The following is a 26697-nucleotide window of genomic DNA, read 5'->3' on the forward strand; positions in this document are numbered from 1 at the left end:
ATTGGCATTTCATTGCCGACTGAACTTTTCGCATTTTGCAAAAAGTTCATAAGAGTGCAATGCCCGACAATAACGGTTTAGTACGCTGTTTATTGTTGCTGCTGGTTTTGACCGGCAAATACTTTCCATAGCTCAGGGTTGAGTGCAGGGAAGTTCATTCGGAAGGATGAAGTTAATCCCGTGCCAGTTATTGGCTCGGCCTAAATACAACTCAACGTGAAACGCGACTGTTGCGCCAGCCCTTCAATAATGGGCTATGGAACGCTCGTGCTAAAAAACACTAGCAGTTTGGTGAATAGATGAAAACTTCTGCTTCTTTTGTTTTAAATAAAATCAGTTCTACCCGTTTTTTTAAGAAAGTTCTTCCGTTGGCTGCTGCCGTAGTCTTGGCCAGCCCTGCTGTACATGCAGAACAGGTTGATCTGGTAGGTTTAAACCTGTCAGGTGCAGGCTTTGCTGCCCAGGTATTGCCAGGTATTGACGGTACCAACTACATCTTCCCGGTTGAATCCTATTTCCAGCAGTGGAACGCCAAGGGTATCAAGCTGATCCGCTTTCCCATCATCTGGGAGCGCCTGCAGCCGACCCTGGGTGGCGCACTGGACCCTACCTATACCGCGCTGATCGACCGTACGTTCGGCTATGCCAACAAATACGGTATGAAGATCATCCTGGACCTGCATAACTACACCATGTATCGCGGCACCATCATTGGTACGGGTAACGTGAGCTACAACCACTACCAGCAGATCATGACCTTGATCGCCCAGCGCTGGAGCGGCCAGCCGTCCCTGTATGCCTATGACATCATGAACGAGCCGCATGATTCGATGACCCAGTGGCCCATCATGGCTCAGTACGGCATCAATGGCGTTCGTTCGGTGGACAAGGTCAAGCCGATCATGATCGAAGGTAACGGCTGGTCCGAAGCGACCCGTTGGCCATGGTGGAACGATTCCCTGCTGAACCTGAAGGATCCGTCCAACAACCTGATCTTCCAGGCGCATTCGTATTTTGACGAGGATGCCGGTGGTAACTACACCGCCATCGACGTGAACAAGCTGGACGCCAACTACGGCGTCGAGCGTGTGAAGCCGTTCGTGGAGTGGCTGAAGAAAAATGGCAAGAGGGGCATGATCGGCGAGTTCGGTGTACCGGATAACAATCCGCGCTGGAATCTGCTCATGGACAACATGCTGGCTTATTTGAAGCAGAACTGTATTCCTGCTACGTACTGGGCTGCAGGTCCAGGCTGGGGCAGCTACTTCCTGTCGGTCGAGCCGATCAATGGGCAGGATCGTCCTCAGTGGCCGACCCTGAAGAAGTACATCGATAACACTACCTGTACAGCGATTGGCCCGTTCACGGCACCGGTTGCGACGACGCCTACTCCGGCTCCGACACCCACCGTGCCTTCAACCAGCACAGGCTATTCGAGCGCTATCAACAACTTCACCAATGCAGACTGGCTCAACGGTGTATACAGAAAGGCAGCAGGCTTCTCCGTAGCGGCGACATCAGGCAACACGGCAGCATTCAAGGTAGGTACTTCGGTACGTCTGGCGAATGGCCTCGTAACCAAAATCTTGTCCGTTCAGGTAGTAGGTAGCAACATGAGCGTCTGGGTAAACAGCTCGGCACTGGATGGCGCCGTTGTGGGTTACCCGAACAAGCTGACCGTGGCGGACGCGGCAGGTACGGGGGCGACTACCCCTGCGCCGACGCCAGCCCCGAATGCACCCGCACCGACGCCTGCGCCAACCGCTCCGGCCGTTGTTGCGACCAGTACGATGAACAATTTCACCAATACTGATTGGCTGAACGGTGTCATGCGCAAGGCGGCTGCGATTTCGCTTCCGGCAACGACAGCCAACACGTCAGCCTTCAAGACCGGTGCTTCGGTACGGTTGGCCAATGGGCAGGTCTACAAGATCAAGTCAGTACAGATGGTGGGTAGCAACATGAGTGTTTTCCTGGACACCCCGACGCTTCTCAACGGTTCCGCCGTTGGTTATCCAAACGCGCTGACGGTAGTTAGCCAGTAACCGATCCGGGAACACAGAACGGGGACGTTTAAGTCCCCGTTTTTATTAAGTCCGACTCTTCATCCCAGGCGTTTTCCTTACGTTGGTAAGGCGATGCCTTAGGGCAAATTGTTCTTGGATAACATGCTGGCCTATTTGAAGCAGAATTGCGTTCCAGCCACTTATTGGGCAGCCAGCCCGGTTGGGGACGCTGAAAAGTACACTAACACCGCTAGCTGTACATCGTACGGTCCGTTTTAACAGTCGATACGGTTACAAGTGCATAAGCCCGGCCTACTGGTCCGGGCTTTTTGCTGTCGGGCCCTTTTGGGTTCAGATCTAAATCCTTGATCCAGTAGATAAATTTCCCTTCTCTCGACGAGCGGTCGCCCTGATCACAGCGCAAACGCTTATGGTTGCGTCCCCCCGGTTAACACGACCCGGATGATGGCTAAAGGCCGCATGCTGGCTGGGTTTTCCCAGGACCGGTCCCTGTATCGATATTGGCCTGCGCAAGGTATTTCTCGGGTCAGCCAACGTGCTGTAAAAGGCTTGGCGGGCACTGAATGTCCTGCGTTTTCGATGCCATGCGATACCTCTCGGCGGGCGTTTTCATACCCCCCGTTCATTATTCGCCATTCCTGGTATTGGCAAATAGTTGCGTTTCGACTGTGCGGGCAATGCCTGTTCACCGATACGCATGCCCTCAATGGCGGCTTTTTAGGCCGTTCATTGTTGTCGCTAGCTCGATGATTAGCTGGCAAATACTTCCATCACTCAGGGTTGAGGTCGGGAAGTTCATCGTAAGGATGAAATAACCGTCGGCTAAAACAATATAGCCGGTCAATTGGGACTTTTTTATATGGCTCTTTTGAGTCAGGGCATTGCTCGCGCGTAAAAAAGTTACTGGCAATTTGGTGAATATGATTTTTTTATCTGTAACCCAACACTTTGGTATAACGCGAGGCATATCGAAGGCACTTTCATTAACTGCGTTACTGGCTTTGGGAAGTACAGCGGTACAGGCTGAGCAGGTTAATCTCGTCGGACTTAATATGGCAGGTGCCGAGTTTGCAGGTACGGTTTTGCCGGGTATTAATGAGAAGAACTATATCTTTGCCAAGGAAGAGACTTTCAAGAACTGGAGTGCAAGAGGAATCAGGCTGGTCCGCTTTCCCATTCTGTGGGAGCGGCTTCAGCCGGGGCTGGGATATTCCCTCGATCAGACCTACGCCTCACTGATTTCCCGTTCACTGGACTATGCCCACAAATACAACATCCGGGTCATTCTGGATCTGCATAATTATGCGCGCTATCGCGGCCATATCATCGGTACGAGCAGCGTACCGTATTATCGCTTCGAGAATGTCTGGAACCGGATCGCTCAGAAGTGGGGTAGCCATCCGGCCATTTATGGCTACGACATCATGAATGAGCCCAACGGCGCCGTGGCGTACTGGCCTACAGCGGCGCAGTACGCCATCAACGGGATCCGGCAGGCTGACAAGGCTCACCTGATCTTTGTGGAAGGCAATGCCTGGGCCAGCGCCGAACGGTGGCAGGTGTGGAGCGACTCTCTCAAAAACTTGAAGGATCCTATCAACAAGTTGATCTATGAGGCGCACGTCTATTTCGACGCCGATGGCGGTGGTTCCTACACCCAGCTGAGCGCTGACAGTTTGTCTGCTCAGGCTGGCGTCAATCGGGTGAAGCCCTTTGTGGAGTGGCTCAAGCAGAACAACAAGAAGGGCTTTATTGGAGAGTTTGGCGTACCGGATAACGATTCCCGCTGGAATGTGGTCATGGACAACATGCTGACCTACCTCAAGCAGCATTGCGTACCGGCTACCTACTGGGCCGCCGGTCCGGGTTGGGGTAATTACAGTCTGTCCGTCGAGCCTATCAATGGACAAAGCCGTCCGCAGTGGCCCACATTGAGAAAGCATCTGAACGACACCAGTTGTACCGCAATCGGTCCGGGTCGGTAAAACCGCTTCAACGAGACTATACAGCCGGGCGTTGGGAGGGCCCGGCTGTTGATAACGTCAAGGCTCCACCTGCTGCTTCAGCCAGCCGGGATAATGGTTGCGTGTAGCCTCAGGCCATCTCGGTGGGCAGCGAGTACCCAGGTAGGCTGCCACCGCGTTCAGCTGCGCCAACAGAACGTGCCGATCACCAAGGGCCTCAAGCCCCAGCGTCCAGCCGGCCGCATGGCCATCAACCCAGAGTTGAGTCAGTTCTACGGTACAGCCTGCGGACGGCATGGCTTCGTAAGGGGATTCGTTTTCATCCAATGCGATTTCACGCAGAGCGGCCTGCTCGACCGTAAACAGGCGAAGCCAGCGCTGCTTCTGAACGGCAACCGTAGGATGCGGTGTCAGCGTCAAGGCCTCGGAATGCCATTTATGCCATAACTCGACAGGCCCCCTGAACGGCGAGACGTCCAGAGTATGCCAGTCAGGTATGACCAGCCCCTTTACCTCAACTGTTGAGTCTCCACGGGTTTTGATACCGAGGTCGGATTGACTGGCATCCCTGAGGTAGTGGTGCATCTTGCGTATTCCGCCTCCCGGTGGCTGATCCCACAGATCGGACTGGTGAAACCAGTCGATCAGATCAGTACCCGGCAGTGCGGGCCAAAACCAACGGACTTCAGCGGAAAGCGGCATGGCGTGCTCCTGGTATGAAGAGAGGGCGGCGGACGTGCTAATTTCCGACCCGTTCCGAAAGACACGTGCTAGCATCCGTCCACGCTCCGGATGACGTTTTACCCATTGATCCGGGGTGCCGCATTATTGCTAGCCTCATTGAGCACCGCACAGGCGTTTCTTCCCGCTGAGTTGTACTCGGCTTTCCTGGCGTGGTTTCCAGCGCGCGACGCTCATTGGCTAGACCTCATGGCTCAGCGCCCGTTTCCTGGCGTTGAATGAATGTAAGGAGTTCTACGTGCAATTTCTCCATACCCTGGTCAACGACCTCAATGGTCTTGTCTGGGGCGTGCCCATGCTGGTACTGATCCTGTGCACGGGTCTTTATCTGATGCTACGCCTCAAACTGATGCCGATCGTAAGACTGGGCACCGGCTTTCGCCTGTTGTGGCAGGGCCGGACCAAGGATGACGACGAAAGCGGTGAGATCAGCCCTTTCCAGGCCTTGATGACCTGCCTGGCTGCCACCGTAGGAACCGGCAACATCGCGGGTGTTGCTACCGCGATCTTCCTGGGCGGCCCCGGCGCGCTGTTCTGGATGTGGTGTACGGCATTGGTTGGCATGGCTACCAAATATGCCGAAGTGGTATTGGCTGTGCATTTTCGTGAAAAGGACGAGCGCGGCGAGCATGTCGGCGGCCCGATGTATGCCATCCGCAACGGCCTGGGCAAGCGCTGGGCCTGGCTAGGCGGCGCCTTTGCCCTGTTCGGTGGGTTGGCCGGGTTCGGTATCGGCAACATGGTGCAGGTCAACAGTATGGCGCAGGCCCTGGAGACAACCTTTTCCGTGCCCCTGTGGTTGACCGGTGTCGTGACGATGGTGGTTGTGGGGCTCGTGATCCTGGGCGGCATTAAGCGGATCGGGGCGGTCGCCTCGTCCCTGGTCCCTGCCATGTGCATAGGCTATATCATCGCGGCCATTGCCGTGCTGGTGACCCATGCGTCCGAAATTCCTCATGCGCTCAGCCTGGTCTTCACCCATGCCTTCACGCCGGCGGCGGCGACGGGCGGCTTCGCAGGGGCGGCGGTCATGGCTGCCATTCGCTTCGGGGTGGCGCGTGGCGTCTTCTCCAACGAAGCCGGGTTGGGCACCGCCGGTATCGCCCAGGCAGCCGGTACGACCAACAGCGCTGTACGCTCAGGCATGATCGGTATGCTCGGAACGTTTATCGATACCCTAATCATCTGCACCATGACGGGTCTTGCCATTATCTGCTCCGGCGTCTGGACGAGTGGGCAGAGTGGGGCGGCCTTGTCAGCGGCGGCCTTCGAGACGGCGCTGCCCGGTTTTGGCGGCATCATCCTGACCATCGCCCTGGTGGTATTCGCCTTTACCACCATCCTGGGGTGGAGCTATTACTGCGAGCGCTGCTGGGAGTTTCTTGCGGGTACCAAGACCATTCTGCCGTTCCGGATCATCTTCGTGCTGGCAGTTCCCTTTGGGGCAATTGCACAGTTGGACTTCGCCTGGCTGCTGGCCGATACGCTCAATGGTCTGATGGCCATTCCTAACCTGATCTCGCTGCTGTTGCTCAGTCCGGTGGTGCTCCGGCTGACGCGAGAATACTTCGCCAGCAAATAAACGAAGGCTCGCTGCGGCGAGCCTTTTTCATTGAGGCTCGCGAGGCCCGGACCTGGAAAATGGGTGAAAATCGCGATGCTGTGGTCCAAACGATAACGCTGTTTTCCTGGCCTTTCTGGATAGAGCATTCCGATGTCCCGATCTTCGCTTGAGCATTCCTGTTCTCACCCGCACGTCTTCAACGAGGGAAACCCGCTGGCGGAAAAGAATACCCGCCGCGCCGTGATTTTCACCGCCATCATGATGGTGATCGAGATTGCGGGCGGCTGGGCCTTCAACTCCATGGCACTGCTGGCGGATGGCTGGCATATGAGTTCCCACGTGCTGGCGCTGGGGCTTTCGCTGTTCGCCTATGCGGCGGCCAGACGGTATGCGACCGACGCACGCTTTGCCTTTGGAACATGGAAAATGGAGGTGCTGGCTGGCTATACCAGTGCGCTGGCGCTGATTGGCATCGCTCTATTGATGCTGTATGAATCCGTGATCAGGCTCGTGACACCTGCTCCGATTCACTATACGCAGGCCATCGCCATCGCCATTCTGGGACTGCTGGTCAATCTGGTGTGTGCGTGGCTGCTCAAGGATTCTCACGGGCATGATCATGGCCATGGTCACGATCATCATCATGGCCACGGTGAGCATCAGGACCTGAATCTGCGTTCGGCCTACATCCATGTCATTACTGATGCGGCAACTTCCGTCCTGGCTATCGTCGCGCTGATTGGCGGCATGCTTTGGGGGGCCAGCTGGCTCGACCCGGTCATGGGAATCGTAGGCGGCATACTGGTCGCCATCTGGGCCGTTGGGCTCATCAAGCAAACCGGGCGTGTGCTGCTGGATGCGCAGATGGACGATCCGGTGGTACAGGAGGTCAGGGATGTGATCGCAGAGAGCCCTATCGAGGCCAAGATCTGTGATCTGCATGTCTGGAAGGTAGGTAAGGGCAAGTACGCCTGCATCGTCAGCATCGCCACAACCAGTGATGCCTCGCCTGAAGACTTCAAACAGCAGCTTTCCGTCCATGAAGAGCTTGTCCACATCACGGTTGAGATCAACAGAGACGGGATCTGTCCGGTACGCTGAGGAGGTAGGCGACAGCGGCAAGTGATATAACCGGGTCTTGGTCAACGACAGGATTCAACATGCCTTCTTCCGAGCCTCGCTTGCCATCTCCTGTCCCGGTAGGCCTGTTTCAGGCGTTTCTATTCTGGCTCAAGCTGGGCTTTATCAGCTTTGGCGGACCGGCTGGACAGATCGCAATCATGCATCAGGAGTTGGTGGAGCGCCGACGCTGGATTTCCGAGAGGCGCTTTCTCCATGCGCTCAACTACTGCATGGTACTGCCCGGACCTGAAGCCCAACAGTTGGCGACCTATATTGGCTGGTTGATGCACCGGACCTGGGGTGGGGTGATCGCCGGAGCGCTCTTTATATTGCCTTCGCTGCTTATCTTGATCGCCCTGTCATGGATCTATCTGGCCTGGGGCAACGCTCCGGTTGTGGCAGGTATCTTTTACGGCATCAAGCCAGCGGTGACCGCCATTGTCGTACAGGCGGCCCATCGCATCGGAACACGTACCTTGAAAAACCATTGGCTCTGGTCCATTGCGGCGGCTTCGTTCATCGCCTTGTTTGCCTTCAACGTGCCGTTTCCCCTGATCGTACTATCTGCGGCGGTTATTGGCTTTATTGGAGGCAGGTACGCTCCGGAGCGGTTCAGGGTAGGGGGAGGGCATGCCAATCAGGCGGCTTCGTTCGGACCCGCGCTGATCGATGATGACACGCCGCCGCCTGAGCATGCCCGTTTTCGCTGGTCGCGGCTGGCGCAACTGTTAATCATGGGTATATTTCTCTGGATCGTGCCGATGCTGACCTTGGTCTATCTGTTTGGCTGGACTCATACCTTCACCCAGATGGGCTGGTTTTTTACCAAGGCTGCACTGCTGACCTTTGGCGGTGCCTATGCGGTATTGCCCTATGTATATCAGGGTGCCGTCACACACTACGGCTGGCTGAGCCCAAGCCAGATGATCGATGGTCTTGCCCTGGGTGAAACCACACCCGGACCATTGATCATGGTGGTGGCGTTTGTCGCGTTTTTAGGCGGATATGGGCAGGCGGCGTTAGGGAGCGAGCACATGTTTGCCGCCGGGGCATTGGCTGCTGTGCTGGTGACTTGGTTTACCTTTCTGCCTTCGTTTCTTTTCATTCTGGCCGGCGGGCCTCTGGTGGAGTCCACCCATAATGTGGTGGGCTTCACAGCTCCGCTCACCGCTATTACCGCGGCGGTCGTCGGCGTAATCCTGAATCTGGCCTTGTTCTTCGGCTACCACGTATTCTGGCCGCAGGGCTTGAGCGGATCGTTCGACCTACTCTCCGCTCTGATCACACTGCTGGCAGCGATAGCGCTCTTCCGGTTCAAGCGCACAGTTATGGAAGTGCTGCTAGCCTGTGCAACAGTAGGGTTGTTAATGCACGTCGTATTCATGTGACAAGGAGCAGCTTGGCTGCAGAAGAGAGGATGCACTATGGCTAACCATTCAGACGATTTTCTCAAACTTGCAGCCGACGCCAAGTCTCGTATTCGGCAGGTTTCGCCCGTTGAGGCCGAGCAACTGGTCGATCAGGGCGCGCTGCTTCTGGACGTTCGGGAGCGGGACGAGTTCGAACGGGGACACCTGGACGGCGCGACCCACATGAGCCGGGGGATTCTTGAAATGCACATCGGCGAGCTGGCAGCCAGCAAGGCCACACCGATCGTCTGCTATTGCGGTGGCGGTAACCGGGGAGCGTTGGCCGCTGAAAGCCTGCAGCGCATGGGATACACCCAAGTCGTCTCCATCGAGGGAGGCCTTGCGGCCTGCAATACCCAGAAAGACTGATCAACGAGCAATAAAAAACGCAGGGCATCTTAGATACCCTGCGTTTTGAGAAGGCTGTGTACCGGCAGAGCGGTACACAGTCAGACTTACACCTGGCGGATCAGATAATCGAATGCAGCCAGGGAAGCCTTCGCACCTTCGCCGACCGCGATCACGATCTGCTTGTACGGTACGGTTGTTACGTCGCCAGCCGCAAAGATACCCGGCAGCGAGGTTTCGCCACGACTATCTACAACGATCTCGCCACGGGGTGACAGCTCGACGGTGCCCTTGAGCCATTCGGTGTTGGGGACCAGACCGATCTGGACGAAGATACCTTCCAGGTCGATGGACTTGAACTCACTGGAGTTGCGGTCCTTGTAGGTCAGGCCAACCACTTTCTGGCCGTCGCCTTTCACTTCGCTGGTCAGGGCGCTGGTGATCACGGTCACGTTCGGCAGGCTGTGCAGCTTGCGCTGTAGTACCGCATCCGCACGCAGCTGGCTGTCGAACTCGATCAGAGTCACGTGTGCCACGATACCGGCCAGGTCGATTGCCGCTTCCACACCGGAGTTGCCGCCACCGATAACTGCAACGCGCTTGCCCTTGAACAGCGGGCCGTCGCAATGCGGGCAGTAGGCTACACCACGGTTACGGTATTCCTTCTCGCCCGGGACATTCATTTCACGCCAGCGAGCGCCGGTGGAAATGATCAGCGTCTTGGACTTGAGCGAAGCACCATTGGCAAACTTGACTTCGTGCAGCTGGCCCGCCTCGGTGGCAGGAATCAGTTGCTCGGCACGCTGCAGGTTCATGATGTCGACGTCGTACTGCTTCACGTGCTCTTCAAGGGCTACGGCCAGTTTCGGGCCTTCGGTTTCCTTGATGGAAATGAAGTTTTCAATCGCCAGGGTATCGAGTACCTGACCGCCAAAACGCTCGGCTGCAACACCGGTACGAATACCTTTACGGGCAGCATACACCGCCGCAGAAGCACCGGCAGGACCACCACCGATAACCAGTACGTCAAAGGCGTCCTTGGCGCTGAGCTTTTCAGCGTCACGGGCACTGGCGCCGGTATCGAGCTTGGCCAGGATTTCTTCCAGACCCATGCGGCCCTGACCGAACGGTTCGCCGTTCAGGTAGATGCTGGGCACAGCCATGATCTGGCGCTCGGTAACTTCGTCCTGGAACAGCGCACCGTCGACCGCAACGTGGCGGATGTTCGGATTCAGTACGGCCATCAGGTTCAGCGCCTGAACAACGTCAGGGCAGTTCTGGCAGGACAGCGAGAAGTAGGTTTCGAAATTGAATTCGCCCTTGAGCGAGCGGATCGCTTCCAGAGTATCTGCACTGGCCTTGGACGGGTGACCGCCCACTTGCAGCAGCGCCAGAACCAGCGAGGTGAACTCGTGGCCCATGGGCAGACCGGCAAAGCGCAGGCTGATGTTTTCACCCGGACGGTTCAGGGCAAACGAAGGTGTGCGAGCATCATTGCCATCGGTGCGCAGGGTGATCTTGTCAGTCAGGCTGACGATGTCCTGGAGCAGACCCAACATTTCTTGAGATTTAGCGCCGTCATCAAGGGACGCGACGATCTCGAAGGGTTTGGTAACCTTTTCCAGATAGGCTTTAAGCTGAGTTTTAAGACTGGCGTCCAACATGAGGCATTACCTCTCGACAAATTTCGGGAATAAAAACGCCCGGACGTATTCCGCCCGGGCGTTCGGGCACTAGAGGGAGCCGGAAGCCGGCTCCTAAGCGCAGATAACCGTGTGTTGGCGTTTAGATCTTGCCAACCAGGTCCAGAGACGGGCTCAGAGTAGCTTCGCCTTCTTTCCACTTGGCAGGGCAAACTTCGCCCGGGTGGGAGGCAACGTACTGAGCAGCCTTGACCTTACGCAGCATTTCGGACGCGTCGCGGCCGATGCCGTTGTCGTGTACTTCACACAGCTTGATCTGGCCTTCCGGGTTGATCAGGAAGGAACCACGCAGCGCCAGGCCTTCTTCTTCGATCAGAACGTCGAAGTTGCGAGCCAGAGTTGCAGTCGGGTCGCCAACCAGGGCGTACTGAACCTTCTTGATAGCGTCGGAAGTGTCGTGCCACGCTTTGTGAGCGAAGTGGGTATCGCACGATACGCCGTAGATCTCTACGCCCAGCTTTTGGAATTCAGGGTACAGGTCAGCCAGGTCTTCCAGCTCAGTCGGGCAAACGAAGGTGAAGTCAGCTGGGTAGAAAACAACCAGGGACCACTTGCCTTTGAAGTCAGCTTCAGTCAGATCGATGAACTTGCCATCCTTGTACGCTGTAGCTTTAAACGGTTTGATCTCGGAATTGATCAAAGACATCACTGAATCTCCATCAGGGGTTAAGAATTGGCGAGGGATAAGATACTCGCTTATGCACATTAGACTTAATTGAATGTGGGCATCAATCTCATAAGTTTGACCTATCCACGCATTCAGGATCATTAAGTCTTTCTTTCAGGCGGAGCGCTTGGAGGTATCTGAGGTCAACAAACACTGCCGCAAGCGCTAGTGGTATGGCTGAATTATCAGAATTCAAGCGCCTAGACGCACTAGCTCGGACATTTTGTGAAAAACAGCTGTTGAGCATTGGGCTGAAAAATATGGTTTCCTTGCCGATCGTGTTCGTTAAACAGGATGACGAAGGAGAAACATGTCAGGAGCCGCATTCGTCCAGTTGTTTCCTGAGGGCTTCGACTTCCCAAGCAGATTCACTTCACTGTTGATCGCTGTCTTTTCAGGTTGCCGACCTGAACCTGCCCAGCGTGGAGGGCATTAGTCATGGCGATCAGGCGCGTCATTACCCAGTGGTTTGCCCGCTATTTCTCCCAAGATGAAGCGGTGGTTCTCAGCGTCTTGCTTATCCTGGGCTTTGCTCTGGTCATGTTGTTGGGCAAGCCCCTGGCGCCGTTCCTGACGGCGCTGGTCGTCGCCTTTCTCCTACAGGGTGGCGTCAGCCGTCTGGAGCACTGGAGAGTACCCAGGCTTTGGGCAATATCGCTCATGTTCCTGTCTTTTTTAGGCATATTCTTGGGCCTCTTGTTGTTTGTGCTCCCGCTGGTATGGGATCAGCTGGTGACGCTGTTGCAGGAGTCGCCCCGGATGTTTGCCCAGGCTCAGGTCCTCTTGGATGAGCTTCAGCAGCGCTATCCCAGTGTCGTTACTCATGAGCAGATTCAGGGCTGGATCGGGACGGCAGGCAGTGAGCTGACTGCCCTTGCGCAGCGAGCGGTCCGGCTGTCGTTGACCTCGCTGGGCAATATCATCGCCTTTGGTACGTTTCTGGTACTGGTGCCGATCCTGGTGTTTTTCATGCTCAAGGACAAGGACCTGCTGGTGGGCTTCTTCCTGTCCGTACTTCCCCGTAAACGGACCCTGATGACCCGAGTCTGGAAGGAGGTCGACGAGCAGATCGCCAACTATGTGCGCGGCAAGGTCATCGAGATTGTGATCGTGGCGGCGGTTAGCTACGCCACGTTTTATATCCTGGGGTTGCCCTATGCCATGTTGCTCGGGCTGGTGGTCGGTCTGTCCGTGCTGATTCCCTTCATCGGTGCTGCCGTCGCGACCTTGCCCGTTGCGGCTGTGGCAGGCTTTAGCTTTGGTCTGGGCGATCAGTTCCTGTATGCGATTCTGGCTTACACCATCATTCAGATACTGGATGGCAATGTTCTCTCACCGCTGCTGTTTTCAGGTGCCGTCAATCTGCATCCGGTAGCCATTATCCTGGCCATTCTCTTTTTTGGCGGCACGCTGGGCTTTTGGGGAATCTTCTTTGCGATCCCGCTGGAGACCCTGTTCAAGGCGCTTTGGAGCGCCTGGCCGCGGGATGCCGTGGTCGTATCCGATAACAACACATCAGAGAAAAGCCCTTAAGGCTTCGATTACATTTTCAGGAGTGAGGTTGAAAAGATGCAAGACAACAAGATCCGGGGCTCGAATGGCCTTCAGGCCTTTTACAGGGCCTTTCTGACAAGCGAGGCCTCAGGCGGATTGCTTCTGATGGCAGTGGCAGCCATTGCTTTGATTGTGGCGAATTCGCCGCTGGCCAGTGTGTACTTCAGCACCCTGGAGCGCTACGTGCTGGGCATGAGTGTCCTGCACTGGATCAACGATGCGCTCATGGCCGTCTTCTTCCTGCTGGTCGGGCTCGAAATCAAACGTGAAATGCTGGTCGGGCAGTTGTCCACTTGGGGACGGCGTGCACTGCCAGGGCTGGCGGCATTAGGCGGGGCGGTCGTGCCAGCGGTGATTTATGCGGCACTCAACCATGACGATGCGCATTTACTTCAAGGCTGGGCGATTCCCACGGCGACCGATATCGCCTTTGCACTCGGGGTACTCTCCCTGCTGGGCTCGCGTATTCCGGTATCGCTCAAGATCTTTCTGACCGCGCTTGCGATTCTCGACGACCTGTTCGCCGTGTGCATCATTGCGGTGTTCTACACGGCAGATCTGTCCCTGCCGATGTTGGGACTGGCGGGTCTCACCCTGCTGGTGCTGATTGCCATGAACAAGCTGGGCGTAACGCGAATCCTGCCATATCTGCTGGTCGGTATCGTGTTGTGGTTCTTCGTGTTCAAATCGGGCGTACACGCGACACTGGCCGGGGTAGCGCTGGCCCTGACCATCCCGCTGCGTACCGGCTCGAAGCATCCGCCGCTGGAGCGTCTTGAGCATACATTGCACCCTTACACCGCGTTTCTGGTCATTCCGATCTTTGGATTCGCCAACGCTGGTGTCTCGTTCAATGGCGTGAGCCTTGCCTCCGTGATGGGCTCGGTTCCGCTGGGGATCGCGCTGGGCCTCTTGGTTGGCAAGCAGGTGGGCGTATTCTCGTTTGCCTGGTTGAGTATTCGCCTGGGACTGGCCGAACTGCCGGAACATGCCACCTGGAAGCAGCTGTACGGGATCGGCCTGCTGTGTGGAATCGGCTTCACGATGAGCCTCTTCATCGGCCTGCTGGCATTCCCCAATTCGCCAGAACTGGTGGATGCGGTCAAGATCGGTGTACTGCTGGGGTCGATTACGTCCGGCTGTCTGGGTGCGCTTATGCTGATTGCGGTCGGCAAAAAGAAAAACGCCTAAGAGCAAAGGGCACCGGAAGGTGCCCTTTTTGCATCATGTGGTGATGTTAACGAGCTTAATTTCTCGTACATCTATCTCATTCCAGACGCGACCCGTGACATAGGGGTCGCTCTTCAACCAGAGGTCCAATGCCTCGCGGTTCTCGAATTCGACATGTACGGTCGAGCCTACCATTCGACCTTCATCGTTCAGAATGGCCCCGCCGCTGATAAATGTTCCTTCTTTGGCCATGGCTCGAATTCCTTCCAGATGAGCCTGGCGATTTTCCAGTCGACGATTAAAGGCCTCTGGATCGGTATGGTCGTAGGCGGTTACTACAAATTGCATGGTGGCTCCTGTTTTTAATTGTGTTGGTGGAGATCAGTCCAGGCGATTCGAGTGCCTGACAGTTCTGTCTTATAAACCAGCGCAAGTGTCTAGGATGAATACCATTCATCGTATTACACCGTTCGATGGATATTCGTAAAGACGGATTTGCACGAATCTTCGCCTCCGTATCTGCAGGCCTTGAGATCAGGTTGTTACCGCAAGGTGCGCTGGTTGCGCCGCACGGGTGAGTTGGATGATCCATTGCCAGGATGCTGGACATCAAACCTGCCGACCAACTGTTACAGGAGTCACCAGGGTACGCCTTCGCGCGGCCTTCATGAGTAGTTAATGGTTTTACAGCTTTGCCTTTTGCTCAGCTTATCGGCCTTACGACTAATCAAGGAAAGTACTCATGTCTACGCTCAAGCCTTTGGCATTAATTCTTCTCGTCTCCCTTGGTACTACCGCCTTTGCTGCCAGCCATAGTGCCACCCAGGCGCAGGATGGCGATAACAACGAAGTTATCCTTGAACAGAGCGGGCAGGGCAATACTGCGACGCAGACCCAGGCTGGCTCAGCGCATCGCTCCGCCATTACCCAGAATGGGTCCATTAATTCGGCTGAAACGACGCAGCTAGGACTTGAAAATGCGGTCGCTCTCTACCAGACGGGTGATAGCAACAGAGCTCAGGTCTACCAGGAGAGCTTTATCTATGGGCATAGCGCTACCGTTACCCAGTTGGGCGATACGAACCACGTGACGCTGTACCAGCAGAACGGTAATGGCTCCGTGGCGACTCTGTACCAAGAGGGCAACAACAATATCCATGACGTTGAACAGAACGGTGAAGGTTTCAAGGAGCTGGTAGCGCGTACGGTAGGTACCAGCAATAGGCTTGATGCTATTCAACGCAATGAGGGTGTATTTGCACAGACTATCCAGACCGGAGACAACAACCTCATCAGTCTGGATCAGACTGGCAGTATGGGCGGAAGCTGGACCACGATTACCCAAGACGGCAACAGCAACCTGGCGTCGGTAACGCAGACCTCGGGCCGCTACCCTGCTGGGCGAGTGACGCTGACGCAGGACGGCGATGCCAATACGTCGACCATCAGTCAGCGTGGCGGCTTTGACGTCGTTGAGTTTACCCAGGAGGGTAGCAACAACGAGTTGAATGTCGATCAGTTCAGCACTAACGGAGCCATTTCCGGGCGTTCAGTCGGTGACAACAACGTTGCCAGCATCATGCAAGGTGACTACTACACGAAGGTAGATCTGGTGCAGGAGGGTGATGCCAACCTGGCCACGATCAACCAGGGCGGCAGTGGAAGTATCGCAACCGTCAATCAAATGGGCTCTGCCAATCAGGTTGCGCTGACGCAAACCGGTATAGCTGGTGTATTCGGTGAAGGGAGCGCAGCGACCGTCATGCAGAGCGGTACCGGCAACGTGGCCAGGATTACCCAGCAGTAGCAGTCAGTAGAGTATTTGGGGCTGTTACTGCCTGCCCAAGCGTAGCGGTCCCATTTACCTAACTAGGCGTAGGGATCATTCCCTGCGCTCGGTATGGGCCTTAGTGGTTAACTTATACGTCTAGAGGGATCTCTCATGTTCAAACTCAAACCCCTGGTTGTAGCATTGCTGATGCTCTCCGGCAGCTATGCCCTGGCTGCAAACAACACCGCTACCCAAACGCAGGACGGTAATTACAACGAAACGACACTGGAGCAGACGGGCGAAGGCAATACCGCTACCCAAACTCAAGAGGGCAACGGACATCGCTCGGCTATTACTCAGAATGGGGCCACCAATGCGGCTGAAACAACGCAGCTGGGGCTTGGGAATACGGTTGATCTTTATCAGACAGGAAATAGCAACGTAGCCCAGGTCTACCAGCAGAGCTTCGATCTAGAGCATAGCGCCACTGTTACCCAGTTGGGCGATACAAACACCGTAGCGTTGTATCAGCAAGGCGGTAATGGCGCTGTCGCTACGCTGTATCAGGAAGGCAGCAACAATACGCACAATGTTGAGCAGAACGGCTATGGCGGCAACGAGCTGACAGCACGTACGGTGGGTAATGGCAACGCTCTGAATGCTATACAACGGCACGGAATGCAGGCAGAGGCGATACAGACAGGCGATAACAATGTTATCAACCTGGATCAAACCGGCGGCTCCTCAGGTGGTACAGCCACAATCCAGCAGAACGGCAATGAAAACCTGGCTTCCGTTACCCAAAGCTCAGGTCGCTATCCTGCGACCAGTGTGGCATTAGCGCAGGAAGGTGATACCAATACCGCCACGATCAATCAAAACGGCGGATTTAGTACGGTTGATTTTGCCCAGCAGGGCAATAATAACGACCTGACAATTGATCAGTTTAGTATCAGCGGCACCATTACAGGACGCTCTACGGGCAATGACAACGTGGCTGCTATTACCCAGGACCTGTATTTCGCTCGTGTAGATCTCGTACAGGAGGGTGACGGTAACCTCGCCACAATCGACCAGTCTGGCAACAACAGCCTGGCTGTGGTCAGCCAGATAGGCTTCTCCAATCAGGTTGCCATTACTCAGGCCACGCCAGTAGATATAAACGGCAACTCAGCTACCGTCCTGCAGAACGGTACAGGAAACATTGCCAGGATTACCCAGCAGTGATGTAAGCAGCTGGCGCTGACATGGTTAGCGCCAGCCCTGAGTACTGGGCTGGTAAGGCCAGAGTTCGCCCGTTCGTGTGACCTCATAGAGGTACTTCTACATGTTTACGCTCAAGCCCTTGGTTATGGCACTGCTGATACTCTCAGGCAGTTATGCCCTTGCCGCAAATAACACTGCTATCCAAACACAAGACGGTAACTACAACGATACTCTTCTGAAGCAGGCCGGTGAGGGTAATAACGCTGCCCAGATTCAAAGGGGTGACTTCAGTCGCTCGGAAGTTGTGCAGACCGGTAACGGTAATTCAGCTCAAATCGAGCAGGTATCCCAGGCTTCTACCCCTGAAAACAGTCTGCGGCTTGAACAGATTGGCAATCAGAACACCGCGCTGCTCAATCAACAGAACCTGGGATACGGACATCAGGCTACTGTTTTGCAGCGAGGAGATGGCAATGACATAACGCTTTACCAACAGGACGGCAATGGCTCGGTTGCCAGCTTGTATCAGGAGGGGAATGGGAACATCCATAACATCCAGCAGCTGCGCTACGGCAATGAATTAAGCGTAACGAGTGTGGGTAATGGAAATAGCGCAACCACTACGCAGTATGGAGGCGGACCTGCGCATGCTGAGCAGCGAGGCGAGGGTAATTCGGTTGAGCTGACCCAAAGTGTAGGCTACGCCGGGGGCAATATCGAGGTCTACCAAGAGGGTACAAACCAGGCGGCGACGCTTTATCAAACCTCGTCGCGGTATGGGCAAATCGACTTGATCCTGAATCAGGTAGGTGATGGCAATACAGCCAACTTGGCTCAACGTTCCGATATGGCAACGCTTGAGTTCGTTCAGGATGGCACTGGCAATGATCTGGTTGCAGACCAAGGCATCTGGCGAGGCTCTTTGGGCGGCGCCATGGTTGGAAATGGCAACGTCATAGAAGCCAGTCAAGTGGGGACATACTTGAATGCATGGCTGGAGCAGAACGGTGATAACAACCGTATAGCTGTCTCTCAAAGAGGGCTTGGTCATACCGCGTCTGTTCGTCAGACCGGAACAGGAAACGAGACTGCCATTACGCAAGATGATTACGTTAGTGATTACGAGCCTAACAGCAGTGCCTATGTCCTTCAGGAAGGAGAGGCAAACAGCGCTGTGTTGAACCAAAGCTTTGGGCCTTTGGCGAGAGGTTTTATCGAGCAAGCCGGAGCAGCCAACCAGGCGACTATAGATCACAGCAATATTGAGGGTTGGACAACAGCCGGCATTCAGCAGACTGGGGATAACCATAAGGCCTCGATTACTCAACATGACACGGTAGGGTTCGACGAGGCCACAATTACCCAGCAGGTGGCAGGTAATGTAGCGAGTATCACTCAAGGCGGCCTGCTCAATGGCGAAGTAGTGGTCGGTGAGCGTGTAGCCACTATCTCTCAAACCGGTATGAACAATGTGGCTTCGGTTATTCAGCAATAACCGACGGTGCAGGTGTTGTCCTGAATGAGGCAGCACCTGTTGTTCTAGCGTCTGGGCCTGAAAATTACTGCCGTAGTCCAGGCGTGCGTTACCGCCTGTCCGATCCTGTGAGATACAGGCCCGGACAACAACAATAACGCTATTGAGGGACGTGCATATGTTCAGGTTAAAACCCTTGGCTGTTGCCTTGATGTTGGTTATTGGCAGCCATGCCTATGCTGAAAGCAATACCGCTACCCAGAGTCAGGCAGGAGACAACAACGAGGCTACGCTAGAGCAGCAGGGCGCAAGAAATCAGGCGACGCAAACACAGACGGGAAGTTTCGGCCGATCTGCCATTGTCCAAAACGGCGATGACAACGTCGCGGAGACTGTTCAGGACACTGCGTTTTCTTCCAACACTATCGATCTGGGCCAGACCGGTAACCGGAACACGGCCTATCTTTATCAGGACAGCGGCTCACAATCGGCTACTGTAACCCAGGCAGGCGATGACAACAGCGTGTCGCTGTATCAGCAGGATGGGCAGGGTTCCGAGGCCACGGTCTATCAGGAAGGCAACAACAATACACATACCATCCAGCAACAGTGGTACGCCAATACCGTTAATACTTCCAGCGTGGGTAACGGCAACGCCACTCAGGTGACTCAGACCGGCTATGGTGTTGGACAGACTACCCAATTAGGCGATAACAATACGATTATCCTGGAGCAGGGCAGTAGCGATTCGGGAGCTGTTGCTACGGTTACCCAAAACGGTAACGAAAATCTGGCGTCTGTCACTCAGAGTACCTCACGTTATCTTTCCGAGATGACATTGGACCAAGTGGGTAACGGCAACTCCGCGACGGTTGATCAAGGCTCGAATGCGTCGTTCATTTTCCGCCAGGAAGGTAACGCCAACCAGCTGACCAGCGCGCAGAGTGGGCTCGGCGCCACGGTGCGTGGCAGTTCCATTGGTGATGAGAATACCGTTTCGATTAATCAGGATGGGATTACCAACACCATTAATCTCGATCAACTAGGTTCTACCAATAGCGCAACACTAAGCCAACAGGCAGACCGTAGCGTGATCGATGTCAGTCAAACCGGTAATGCCAACCAGGCCGCGGCCGCCCAAGGTGGTGGTGGGCCTATGGTATATGACAGTGTGGCGCGGATTGCCCAGGAGGGTGATCGCAACACTGCTTCGATTGACCAGTTCTGGGGCAGCCGGCAGGCCGAGATTACCCAGACTGGCAATGACAATGAGGCCGACATCACCCAGGCCAACCCCACTGGGACGGCCATGGCTGAAATCACCCAAAGCGGTGACCTCAACAGCGCCAGCCTGACGCAAAGCTGGAGCAATGGCGGTAACGAGGCCAGTATCAGCCAAAGCCTGAGCGGCAACGTGGCAACGGTAGTGCAGGGCGGGTTGGTCAATGGCGACTTCAACAGCGGAAATGACTCGGCCACCGTTGTTCAGAATGGCTTGAACAACGTGGCCTCTGTGCTTCAGCAATGAGGGAGCAGACGCTGCCGTGCGTTACGGCAGCGTCTCGTTACCTAGAGCAAAATCCATCGCGGCTTCGGCGTGAATTTCGGTCGTATCGAAGACAGGAAGGGCGAGGTCATTCTGGCTGAGCAGTAATCCGATTTCCGTACAGCCCAGGATTACGCTATCGGCGCCCTGGTCGGTCAGCTTGCCGATTTCTGCCACATAGGTCTGTCTGGATCCGTCCCGAACCACGCCTTGGCACAGCTCTTCATAGATGATCTGGTGAACCCGCTCGCGACCTGGGGCGTCCGGGATACGAGGGTCCAGGCCGTGGGCGCGCAAGTGGCCGACATAGAAATCCTGCTCCATGGTAAAGCGTGTGGCGAGCAGGGCGGGGCGTTGCATACCGGCTTTCGTTAACGCTTTTGCGGTCGCGTCAGCGATGTGGATCAACGGAATATCAATTGCCGCCTGGATAGGTTCGGCCAGCTTGTGCATGGTGTTGGTGCAGATGAGCAGACCTTCGGCGCCTGCCGTTTCCAGGCGGCGTGCTGCATCTACCAGCAGTCTGGCGCAACCGTCCCAATCGCCGTGATGTTGCAGCTCGGCAATCTTTGCAAAATCGACTGACCACATAAGCAGTGGTGCCGAGTGCAGACCACCAAGGCGCTGTCGGGCGATTTGATTGAGAAGGCGATAGTACGTGACCGAGCTTTCCCAGCTCATGCCGGCAAGAAGTCCTAGCGTTCGCATGATTCTGCTCCTTGATGAGGGAGTGGAACCGTCTCACAGGCCAGTCCAACGCAGCAAGGCAAGAGGCCACTGTACCGATCCGATAGTTAACAGCTGTATCGATTGTTCAGTAAAAAGCCCGATCTAGAGCTTTAAATGGTCAAGAATACTTAACCCCGCTGTCATTTTCGGTTGTTAGCGTGCCCCCATCATTTTGGAGGGCAGTCATCATGAGAACCTGGGAAGAACCCAAGAAGCGCAAGGCTCATATCGAGCTTATCCCGATGATCGACGTGATGATGTTCCTGTTGGTCTTCTTTGTACTGGTCAGTCTGAACGTAATCCCGGCATTGGGAATGAAAACCCAGCTCCCTAGCGCCAGCAGCGCGCAACAGCTCAAACCGCAGAACAAGGCCATCCTGACGCTGGGCGCTAACGGTGAGCTGCAGCTGGATGGTCAGGACATTCAGGTCGATGCCCTGGTCGTGGCGCTCAAGGCGCAGGAGAAACCAGACAGCAAGACCACCATCATCGTCAACAGCGACAAGGGCGTGGAAGTGGCCCGGTTGGTCGAGGTGATGGACACCCTTCGTTTAGGCGGTTTTACCTCCGTCTCCATCGCCACGCGCAAGTCCTGATCCATGTATACGTTCTATCGCTCCCGCCATGTGTTGGGCTGGCTACCTGCGCTTGCTGCGCTGGTACTGATTGCCCTGTATGCCCAGCGTACGCCGCTGAAAGTTCAGTCGGTATACGACGAGTCGGCCGTGGAATTGGCTTTGGTTGAACCGGACCCTGTTCAGGAACCCGAACCGGTCGTTACACCGCCGGAGCCTGTAGCCGAACCGGTTGATGCGCCACCACCGGAGCCTGTCGTGGAGGAAGAGGAGGCTGCCTTGCCACCACCTCCCAAGCCGCAGCCCAAGCCGGAACCCAAACCTGAGCCCAAGCCAGTGCCGAAGTCGCAACCCAAGCCTCAGCCGAAACCACAGCCAAAGCCAGTGGCCAAGCCTGCCGTGGCCAAGGTCGAGCAACTGGTAGCCAAGCCGACGCCTGCTTCGGCACCTGCTCCGGTCGCAGCCAAGCCGGCACCGGCTACACCGCCCAAGCCGACCGTCAATGCCCAGGCACTGGAAGGCGGCTACGTACAGGGGTTGCGCGCCGAGCTGGATCGTTACAAGCAGTACCCCACCGGACGCCAGGCATCGCTTGAGCGGCCACACGGTGATGTCGTGATCTGGCTGTTGGTTGACCGCGCCGGACGCGTACTGGACTCCGGCATACAGGACAAGGCCAGCAGCATGCTGCTCAACCGCGCGGCCACCAACAGCCTGAACCGTATCAAGAGCGTCAAGCCGTTCCCGTCCGAGGCCTTTGCCGGCAAGGACCAGCTCCGCTTTACCGCCACCTTCAGTTACAGCATGCAGTGATTATCCGATTCGAGGAATTCCAATGAAGTACACAAGGATTTACCTGGCGCTGGTTGCCTCTGGTCTTTGCCATGGTGTGGCCATGGCGCAGGAAACCGGTGAGCGTGATGTCGGCACCATCGGCGTCGAAGGAAAGGCTACGCTGGGCAGCGGGTACATGACCCCTGAAGAAAGCCCCAAGTCGCGCTCCACCCTCACCCGCGAAGCCATGAACAAGCAGACGGCAACCGCTAATGCCGTTGACCGTCTCAAGTACACGCCGGGACTGAACATCTCCAGCGAAGACGCCACGGGCCTGTCGGGCTTTCGCTTCACCCTGCGGGGGCTTAACTCCGATCAGGTCGGCATGTCTGTTGACGGGATGCCTATCAATGACTCGGGCAACTATGCGCTGTATTCCAACCTGCTGGGCGATCCGGAAAACATCGACCAGATCTCCGTAGTACAGGGCGCCTCGGATGCCGACGGTCCGCACATCGGCTCCAGTGGCGGCAACATTACCCTGACAACTATCCGGCCAACCAAAGAGACCGGCGCATTTGTTAAACAGACTGCAGGCAGCAACGGTACTTACAAGACCTTTGCCCGTCTGAACACAGGCGAGTGGAATGGCCTGTCCAACTGGCTGTCTGCCTCGCATACCGAAGGTCAGATGTGGCGCGGTCACGGTGCCGTTCGGGCCGACAAGGTGGAATGGAACAGCTTTTTCGACGCCGGGGATGGCAATACGGCCAACCTGATCCTCAAGTACCATGAGCAGGACAACAACAGCTATAGCCAGCTCACCAAGAGTGAATTCACCCAGTACGGGCGCAAATACGATCCTAACCCCAATCCGCCTGCGCTGGGTTCCAACGGTAAGATTTCCAAATACTACGAGCTGGCACAGAACCCGTTCAAAACCTTTACCGGCGTGCTCAACACCCAATTCCGCCTGCGCGATGACATGTCCCTGTCGGTCATCCCCTATTACTACTGGGGGGACGGCAGCGGCGTAGGCAGCACCGCGTATTCGCTCAACCGCGGAACCAGCAGCAATGGTGTCTACGACCTGGGCAATCTGCCTACGGCCAGCAGCTACGCCAATGACGGGCTTTCCTATACCGGCGTTTATTATCGGCCGTCTCGTACCCAGACCTGGCGCCCCGGCATCACGACCAAGCTGAACTGGGACCTGGGCGATCACAGCCTGCAATTCGGTTATTGGTATGAACGCGCCCGTCAGCGGCAGACCCAGCCGTTCATTGCACTCAAGTCCAGTGGCAAGCCTGAGAGCGTCTGGTCAGACTCGGACGAGACCCGCGACGCCAACGGCAACATCATCCAGGGACGCGACCGTTACACCGTTACGCCAGCCCATAAGGTATGGGTACAGGATACCTGGTACATGAACCCGGACTGGACGCTCAACGCCGGCGTGGCCTACATGGATGTCGATCGCAAGGGGACCAACCATGGCAGCCTGACCGAGCTGCCGGAGAAGCGTCACCAGAACTACAGCAAGGTGCTGCCGACCTTTGGTATCGGCTACCGCTTCGACGAGCAAAATCAGTTCTTCTATAACCTGACCCGTAACATGCGCATACCGTACAACTACGTGCTGTACGATCAGGGTGAGGGCTCGATCAATCTCAATCCTGAAACCAGCTGGAGCAACGAACTGGGCTGGCGCTACACCCAGGAAGACATGGCCCTGTCGGCCACCCTGTTCTATCTAAAGTTCAAGGACCGCCAGGTTTCCTCGCGTGACGAGAACGGTGACTACGCCGATATCAACGCGGGTGACGTAGACAACATGGGGCTTGAGCTGGAGTGGAGCGGCCTGCTGCCGCACAACTTCAATTACTACACCTCCTACACGTACACCCGTGCCAAGCAAAAGGACGACGTCACTGCCTACAATAATGGCGTTGCGGTGGAGCTGCCTACCAGCGGCAAGCAGTTTGCCAACGTGCCCAAGAACATGCTGGCAGCCAATATCGGTTATGACGACGGCCGTTATTACGGCACTTTCGGCGCCAAGTACACAAGCAAGCTCTACGGTGACCTGACCAATGACGAGAGCATTCCGGGGCGCACAATCTTCAACCTCGGAGCTGGTGTATACCTGCCGGTAGACAAGCACATCGTCAAGGACGCCACCCTGCGTCTGAACGTCGACAACCTGTTCGACAAGAAGTACCTGGACGGTGTGTACACCTACAAGACCAACGCAGCGAGCTACAGCGGCTACCGCGACGGCGATCCGGCTTACATCGTGGGCGTCGAGCGGACCGTAACGGTGTCCCTGGAAGCCAGCTTCTGACCTTCGAACCTTCTTTAACGAGGTGTGTTGAACATGAATACCGACTTGCTCCATGACATCACGTTTTATGTCATGTACGGCGCTATCGCCATTGCCCTGTTCGTCATCATCGAGCGGAGCCTGTACTTTGCCTATACCCGCAGGCAGGCGCGTCAACTGGAGTCATTACTGACGGCTAAGGTGCGTAGCGACCGTGATCTGCCGGAGTCCTTTACCCGCCGCGAAAGCTTGCCGCTTACCATGGTGCGGCCGGTACTGGCGCAAAAGGCGCAGCGCGGCACTCGCAAGGAGCTGGACGAGATTATCGAAGCGCAGTACCTGGCGACCCGTGCACCGCTGGCGCGTAGCCTGTGGATCGTCGAAACCATTACGACCGCAGCGCCGCTGCTGGGGCTGCTCGGGACCATCCTCGGTATTATCGATACCTTCAAAGCGCTGGCTTCGGCGGGTGTGTCCGACCCGGGTCAGATCTCAGCAGGCATCGGAACGGCGCTCTTTGCGACCGGTTTGGGTATTGCCATCGCGCTGGGCTGCGTGGTCTTTCATAACTTCTTCCAGGATCGCCTGGAGCGCATCAACGATCAGCTCAAGATCCTGCTGATTCGCGCCAGCATGGGGGCTCAGCCTGTGGATGAAGCCCACGTTCAATCTGCAGAGCCAATGGCGCAGTACCGTACCGCCTGATCGGTTGCGGCGAGGGCCAATCGGTCCTCGCCCAGTCTTTTCCTTCTTGTTTGAGACCTCCATGTCTGTATTGTCCCGTTTGCCGATCCGTGGCGCTCGACGCTTGTGTTTTGGGTTTTTCCTACTCAGCGCCAGTACGCTCAGTTGGGCCGATTTCAAGATTCCAGGGTTCGAGCTGGTGCATACCGTGCCGGTGGCGACCGATCTGGCAACGAATGACCTGCGTAACCCGGTCGAGGTCTGGAGCGAAATGTTCGACCGGGCCCAGCACCGTATCGACATTGGCCAATTCTATGCGTCCGGTCAGCCGGGTTCGCAATTGGATACTGTGATCGAGCATTTGCAGGCGGCCGGGCAGCGCGGCGTGACGATTCGCTTCCTGCTGGAAGAGAAGGGGCTGCGGATGTCGGACCCTGCCACGCTGGACCGCTTACGCAGCATTCCTAATCTGACCTTGCATGTATTGCCGTATGGCCAGCTGACCGGGGGAATCATTCACGCCAAATATCTGGTCGTGGATGGCCGCGAAGCCTTTGTGGGTAGCCAGAATTTTGATTGGCGTTCCCTTACGCATATCCATGAAACAGGTGTGCGGATCAGCGACCGCACGGTAGCGGGTCAAATACAGGCTATTTTCAACCAGGATTGGCAGGCACAGCAGGCTTTGGCGGAGGGCAAACCGACTCCGCAGCCGCGACAGGACTCCAGCAGGGAGCCAGCGCCCACCGGCAATTACTTGGTCGCCAGCCCTGCGCGCTACAACCCGCCCGGCGTGCGTGACTCCCAGATAGAGTTGCCGCGTTTGCTTGCTCAGGCCCGGCATGAGGTGCGTGTGCAGTTGCTTGACTATGCGCCGTTATCCTACGGACCGGACAAGAGCCGCCCGTATTACCCGGTGATCGACAATGCCTTGCGCGCGGCGGCCGCCCGAGGGGTATCCATCAAGCTGATGGTGTCCCACTGGAACACGGGCGCACCGGAGATCGACTACCTGAAAAGCCTGGCCGTGCTGCCGAATGTACAGGTCAAGATCGTCACGCTGCCGGCCGATCCGGGCGGTTTCATTCCCTTTGCACGGGTGATTCACAGCAAGACGATGGAAATCGATGGGCGCCTCGCCTGGGTAGGCACCAGCAACTGGCTCGGCGGCTATCTGGATAACTCCCGCAACCTGGAGGTGGTGATGCAGGATCACGCCATGGCCGAGCGCATTCGTCAGCTCCATGAGCAGTTGTGGAACAGCTCCTATGCCGACATGATCAGCGTGATGCGTACTTACCCGGAGCCGCATCCCGGTACGCCGTGATTGCTAACGGGACGGGTAT

The 26697-nt window shown here is 56.2% G+C and carries 22 protein-coding genes; 17 read left to right on the forward strand and 5 right to left on the reverse strand.

Annotated features, from left to right (window positions below; all coding sequences use genetic code 11):
* Positions 1-299: 299 nt before the first annotated feature.
* A complete protein-coding gene (locus tag B3729_RS09700) occupies positions 300-2045 on the forward strand; it encodes a glycoside hydrolase family 5 protein (RefSeq protein ID WP_286787748.1) in 1746 nt (581 codons plus the stop codon).
* A 1034-nt stretch (positions 2046-3079) separates the two neighbouring features.
* The gene (locus B3729_RS09705; RefSeq protein ID WP_286787749.1) at positions 3080-4012 is read left to right on the forward strand and encodes a glycoside hydrolase family 5 protein; all 933 of its coding nucleotides are present in this window, start codon (positions 3080-3082) and stop codon (positions 4010-4012) included.
* A gap of 57 nt (positions 4013-4069) precedes the next feature.
* Here the strand turns inward: B3729_RS09705 and B3729_RS09710 are convergent, their stop codons facing one another.
* Positions 4070-4693 (reverse strand): hypothetical protein, encoded by a 624-nt coding sequence (locus tag B3729_RS09710; RefSeq protein WP_286787750.1) that lies wholly within the window; start codon positions 4691-4693, stop codon positions 4070-4072.
* Positions 4694-5027: 334 nt separating this feature from the next.
* Between B3729_RS09710 and B3729_RS09715 the strand changes: the two genes are divergently transcribed.
* The 4 genes from B3729_RS09715 to B3729_RS09730 all read left to right on the forward strand — a co-directional run bounded on the left by B3729_RS09715 (position 5028) and on the right by B3729_RS09730 (position 9196).
* Positions 5028-6314, forward strand: a complete 1287-nt coding sequence (locus tag B3729_RS09715) for an alanine/glycine:cation symporter family protein (RefSeq protein ID WP_150348569.1) — start codon at positions 5028-5030, stop codon at positions 6312-6314.
* Positions 6315-6446: 132 nt separating this feature from the next.
* Positions 6447-7397: a CDF family Co(II)/Ni(II) efflux transporter DmeF gene (dmeF, locus tag B3729_RS09720; protein ID WP_010795883.1), complete on the forward strand. Its 951-nt coding sequence runs from the start codon at positions 6447-6449 to the stop codon at positions 7395-7397.
* A gap of 59 nt (positions 7398-7456) precedes the next feature.
* Complete coding sequence (chrA, locus tag B3729_RS09725) at positions 7457-8806, forward strand: chromate efflux transporter (protein WP_286787751.1); 1350 nt, start codon at positions 7457-7459, stop codon at positions 8804-8806.
* 36 nt (positions 8807-8842) lie between these two features.
* The gene (locus tag B3729_RS09730) at positions 8843-9196 is read left to right on the forward strand and encodes a rhodanese-like domain-containing protein (protein WP_239383362.1); all 354 of its coding nucleotides are present in this window, start codon (positions 8843-8845) and stop codon (positions 9194-9196) included.
* Positions 9197-9282: 86 nt separating this feature from the next.
* Here the strand turns inward: B3729_RS09730 and ahpF are convergent, their stop codons facing one another.
* A complete protein-coding gene (gene ahpF / locus B3729_RS09735) occupies positions 9283-10839 on the reverse strand; it encodes an alkyl hydroperoxide reductase subunit F (RefSeq protein WP_010795880.1) in 1557 nt (518 codons plus the stop codon).
* A gap of 121 nt (positions 10840-10960) precedes the next feature.
* Positions 10961-11524 carry an alkyl hydroperoxide reductase subunit C gene (gene ahpC, locus B3729_RS09740; protein WP_122041560.1) on the reverse strand — a complete coding sequence of 188 codons (564 nt, stop codon included), beginning with the start codon at positions 11522-11524 and terminating at the stop codon, positions 10961-10963.
* Between the two features lie 465 nt (positions 11525-11989).
* Here ahpC and B3729_RS09745 point away from each other — a divergent pair, with 465 nt between their 5' ends.
* Positions 11990-13078: an AI-2E family transporter gene (locus B3729_RS09745; protein ID WP_286787907.1), complete on the forward strand. Its 1089-nt coding sequence runs from the start codon at positions 11990-11992 to the stop codon at positions 13076-13078.
* 36 nt (positions 13079-13114) lie between these two features.
* Positions 13115-14290, forward strand: coding sequence for a Na+/H+ antiporter NhaA (gene nhaA, locus B3729_RS09750; protein WP_010795877.1), 1176 nt, complete (start codon positions 13115-13117; stop codon positions 14288-14290).
* 33 nt (positions 14291-14323) lie between these two features.
* On the opposite strand, the gene B3729_RS09755 is transcribed toward nhaA, so the two are convergent.
* The gene (locus tag B3729_RS09755) at positions 14324-14617 is read right to left on the reverse strand and encodes a YciI family protein (RefSeq protein ID WP_010795876.1); all 294 of its coding nucleotides are present in this window, start codon (positions 14615-14617) and stop codon (positions 14324-14326) included.
* Between the two features lie 394 nt (positions 14618-15011).
* Between B3729_RS09755 and B3729_RS09760 the strand changes: the two genes are divergently transcribed.
* From B3729_RS09760 to B3729_RS09775, 4 genes are all read left to right on the forward strand, one after another.
* Positions 15012-16076: a hypothetical protein gene (locus B3729_RS09760; protein ID WP_286787752.1), complete on the forward strand. Its 1065-nt coding sequence runs from the start codon at positions 15012-15014 to the stop codon at positions 16074-16076.
* Positions 16077-16211: 135 nt separating this feature from the next.
* Complete coding sequence (locus B3729_RS09765) at positions 16212-17267, forward strand: hypothetical protein (RefSeq protein WP_286787753.1); 1056 nt, start codon at positions 16212-16214, stop codon at positions 17265-17267.
* A 100-nt stretch (positions 17268-17367) separates the two neighbouring features.
* Positions 17368-18741, forward strand: coding sequence for a hypothetical protein (locus B3729_RS09770; protein WP_286787754.1), 1374 nt, complete (start codon positions 17368-17370; stop codon positions 18739-18741).
* A gap of 157 nt (positions 18742-18898) precedes the next feature.
* Positions 18899-20248, forward strand: coding sequence for a hypothetical protein (locus tag B3729_RS09775; RefSeq protein WP_286787755.1), 1350 nt, complete (start codon positions 18899-18901; stop codon positions 20246-20248).
* A gap of 21 nt (positions 20249-20269) precedes the next feature.
* Here B3729_RS09775 and B3729_RS09780 read toward each other — a convergent pair whose 3' ends face one another.
* Entirely contained in the window at positions 20270-20974 is a 705-nt protein-coding gene (locus tag B3729_RS09780; RefSeq protein WP_286787756.1) for an aspartate/glutamate racemase family protein, read from the reverse strand.
* A 209-nt stretch (positions 20975-21183) separates the two neighbouring features.
* Here B3729_RS09780 and B3729_RS09785 point away from each other — a divergent pair, with 209 nt between their 5' ends.
* The 5 genes from B3729_RS09785 (at position 21184) to B3729_RS09805 (ending at position 26678) form a co-directional block, all read left to right on the forward strand.
* Positions 21184-21591, forward strand: a complete 408-nt coding sequence (locus B3729_RS09785; protein WP_010795870.1) for an ExbD/TolR family protein — start codon at positions 21184-21186, stop codon at positions 21589-21591.
* 3 nt (positions 21592-21594) lie between these two features.
* The gene (locus tag B3729_RS09790) at positions 21595-22383 is read left to right on the forward strand and encodes an energy transducer TonB (RefSeq protein ID WP_286787757.1); all 789 of its coding nucleotides are present in this window, start codon (positions 21595-21597) and stop codon (positions 22381-22383) included.
* A 22-nt stretch (positions 22384-22405) separates the two neighbouring features.
* Complete coding sequence (locus tag B3729_RS09795; protein ID WP_286787758.1) at positions 22406-24688, forward strand: TonB-dependent receptor; 2283 nt, start codon at positions 22406-22408, stop codon at positions 24686-24688.
* Between the two features lie 33 nt (positions 24689-24721).
* Positions 24722-25372, forward strand: a complete 651-nt coding sequence (locus B3729_RS09800) for a MotA/TolQ/ExbB proton channel family protein (RefSeq protein WP_286787759.1) — start codon at positions 24722-24724, stop codon at positions 25370-25372.
* A 61-nt stretch (positions 25373-25433) separates the two neighbouring features.
* Positions 25434-26678, forward strand: coding sequence for a phospholipase D-like domain-containing protein (locus B3729_RS09805; protein WP_286787760.1), 1245 nt, complete (start codon positions 25434-25436; stop codon positions 26676-26678).
* Positions 26679-26697 lie beyond the last annotated feature (19 nt).

The sequence above is a fragment of the Pseudomonas sp. UBA3149 genome, from assembly GCF_002364655.1.
In the GTDB taxonomy this organism is placed as follows: domain Bacteria; phylum Pseudomonadota; class Gammaproteobacteria; order Pseudomonadales; family Pseudomonadaceae; genus Chryseomonas; species Chryseomonas luteola.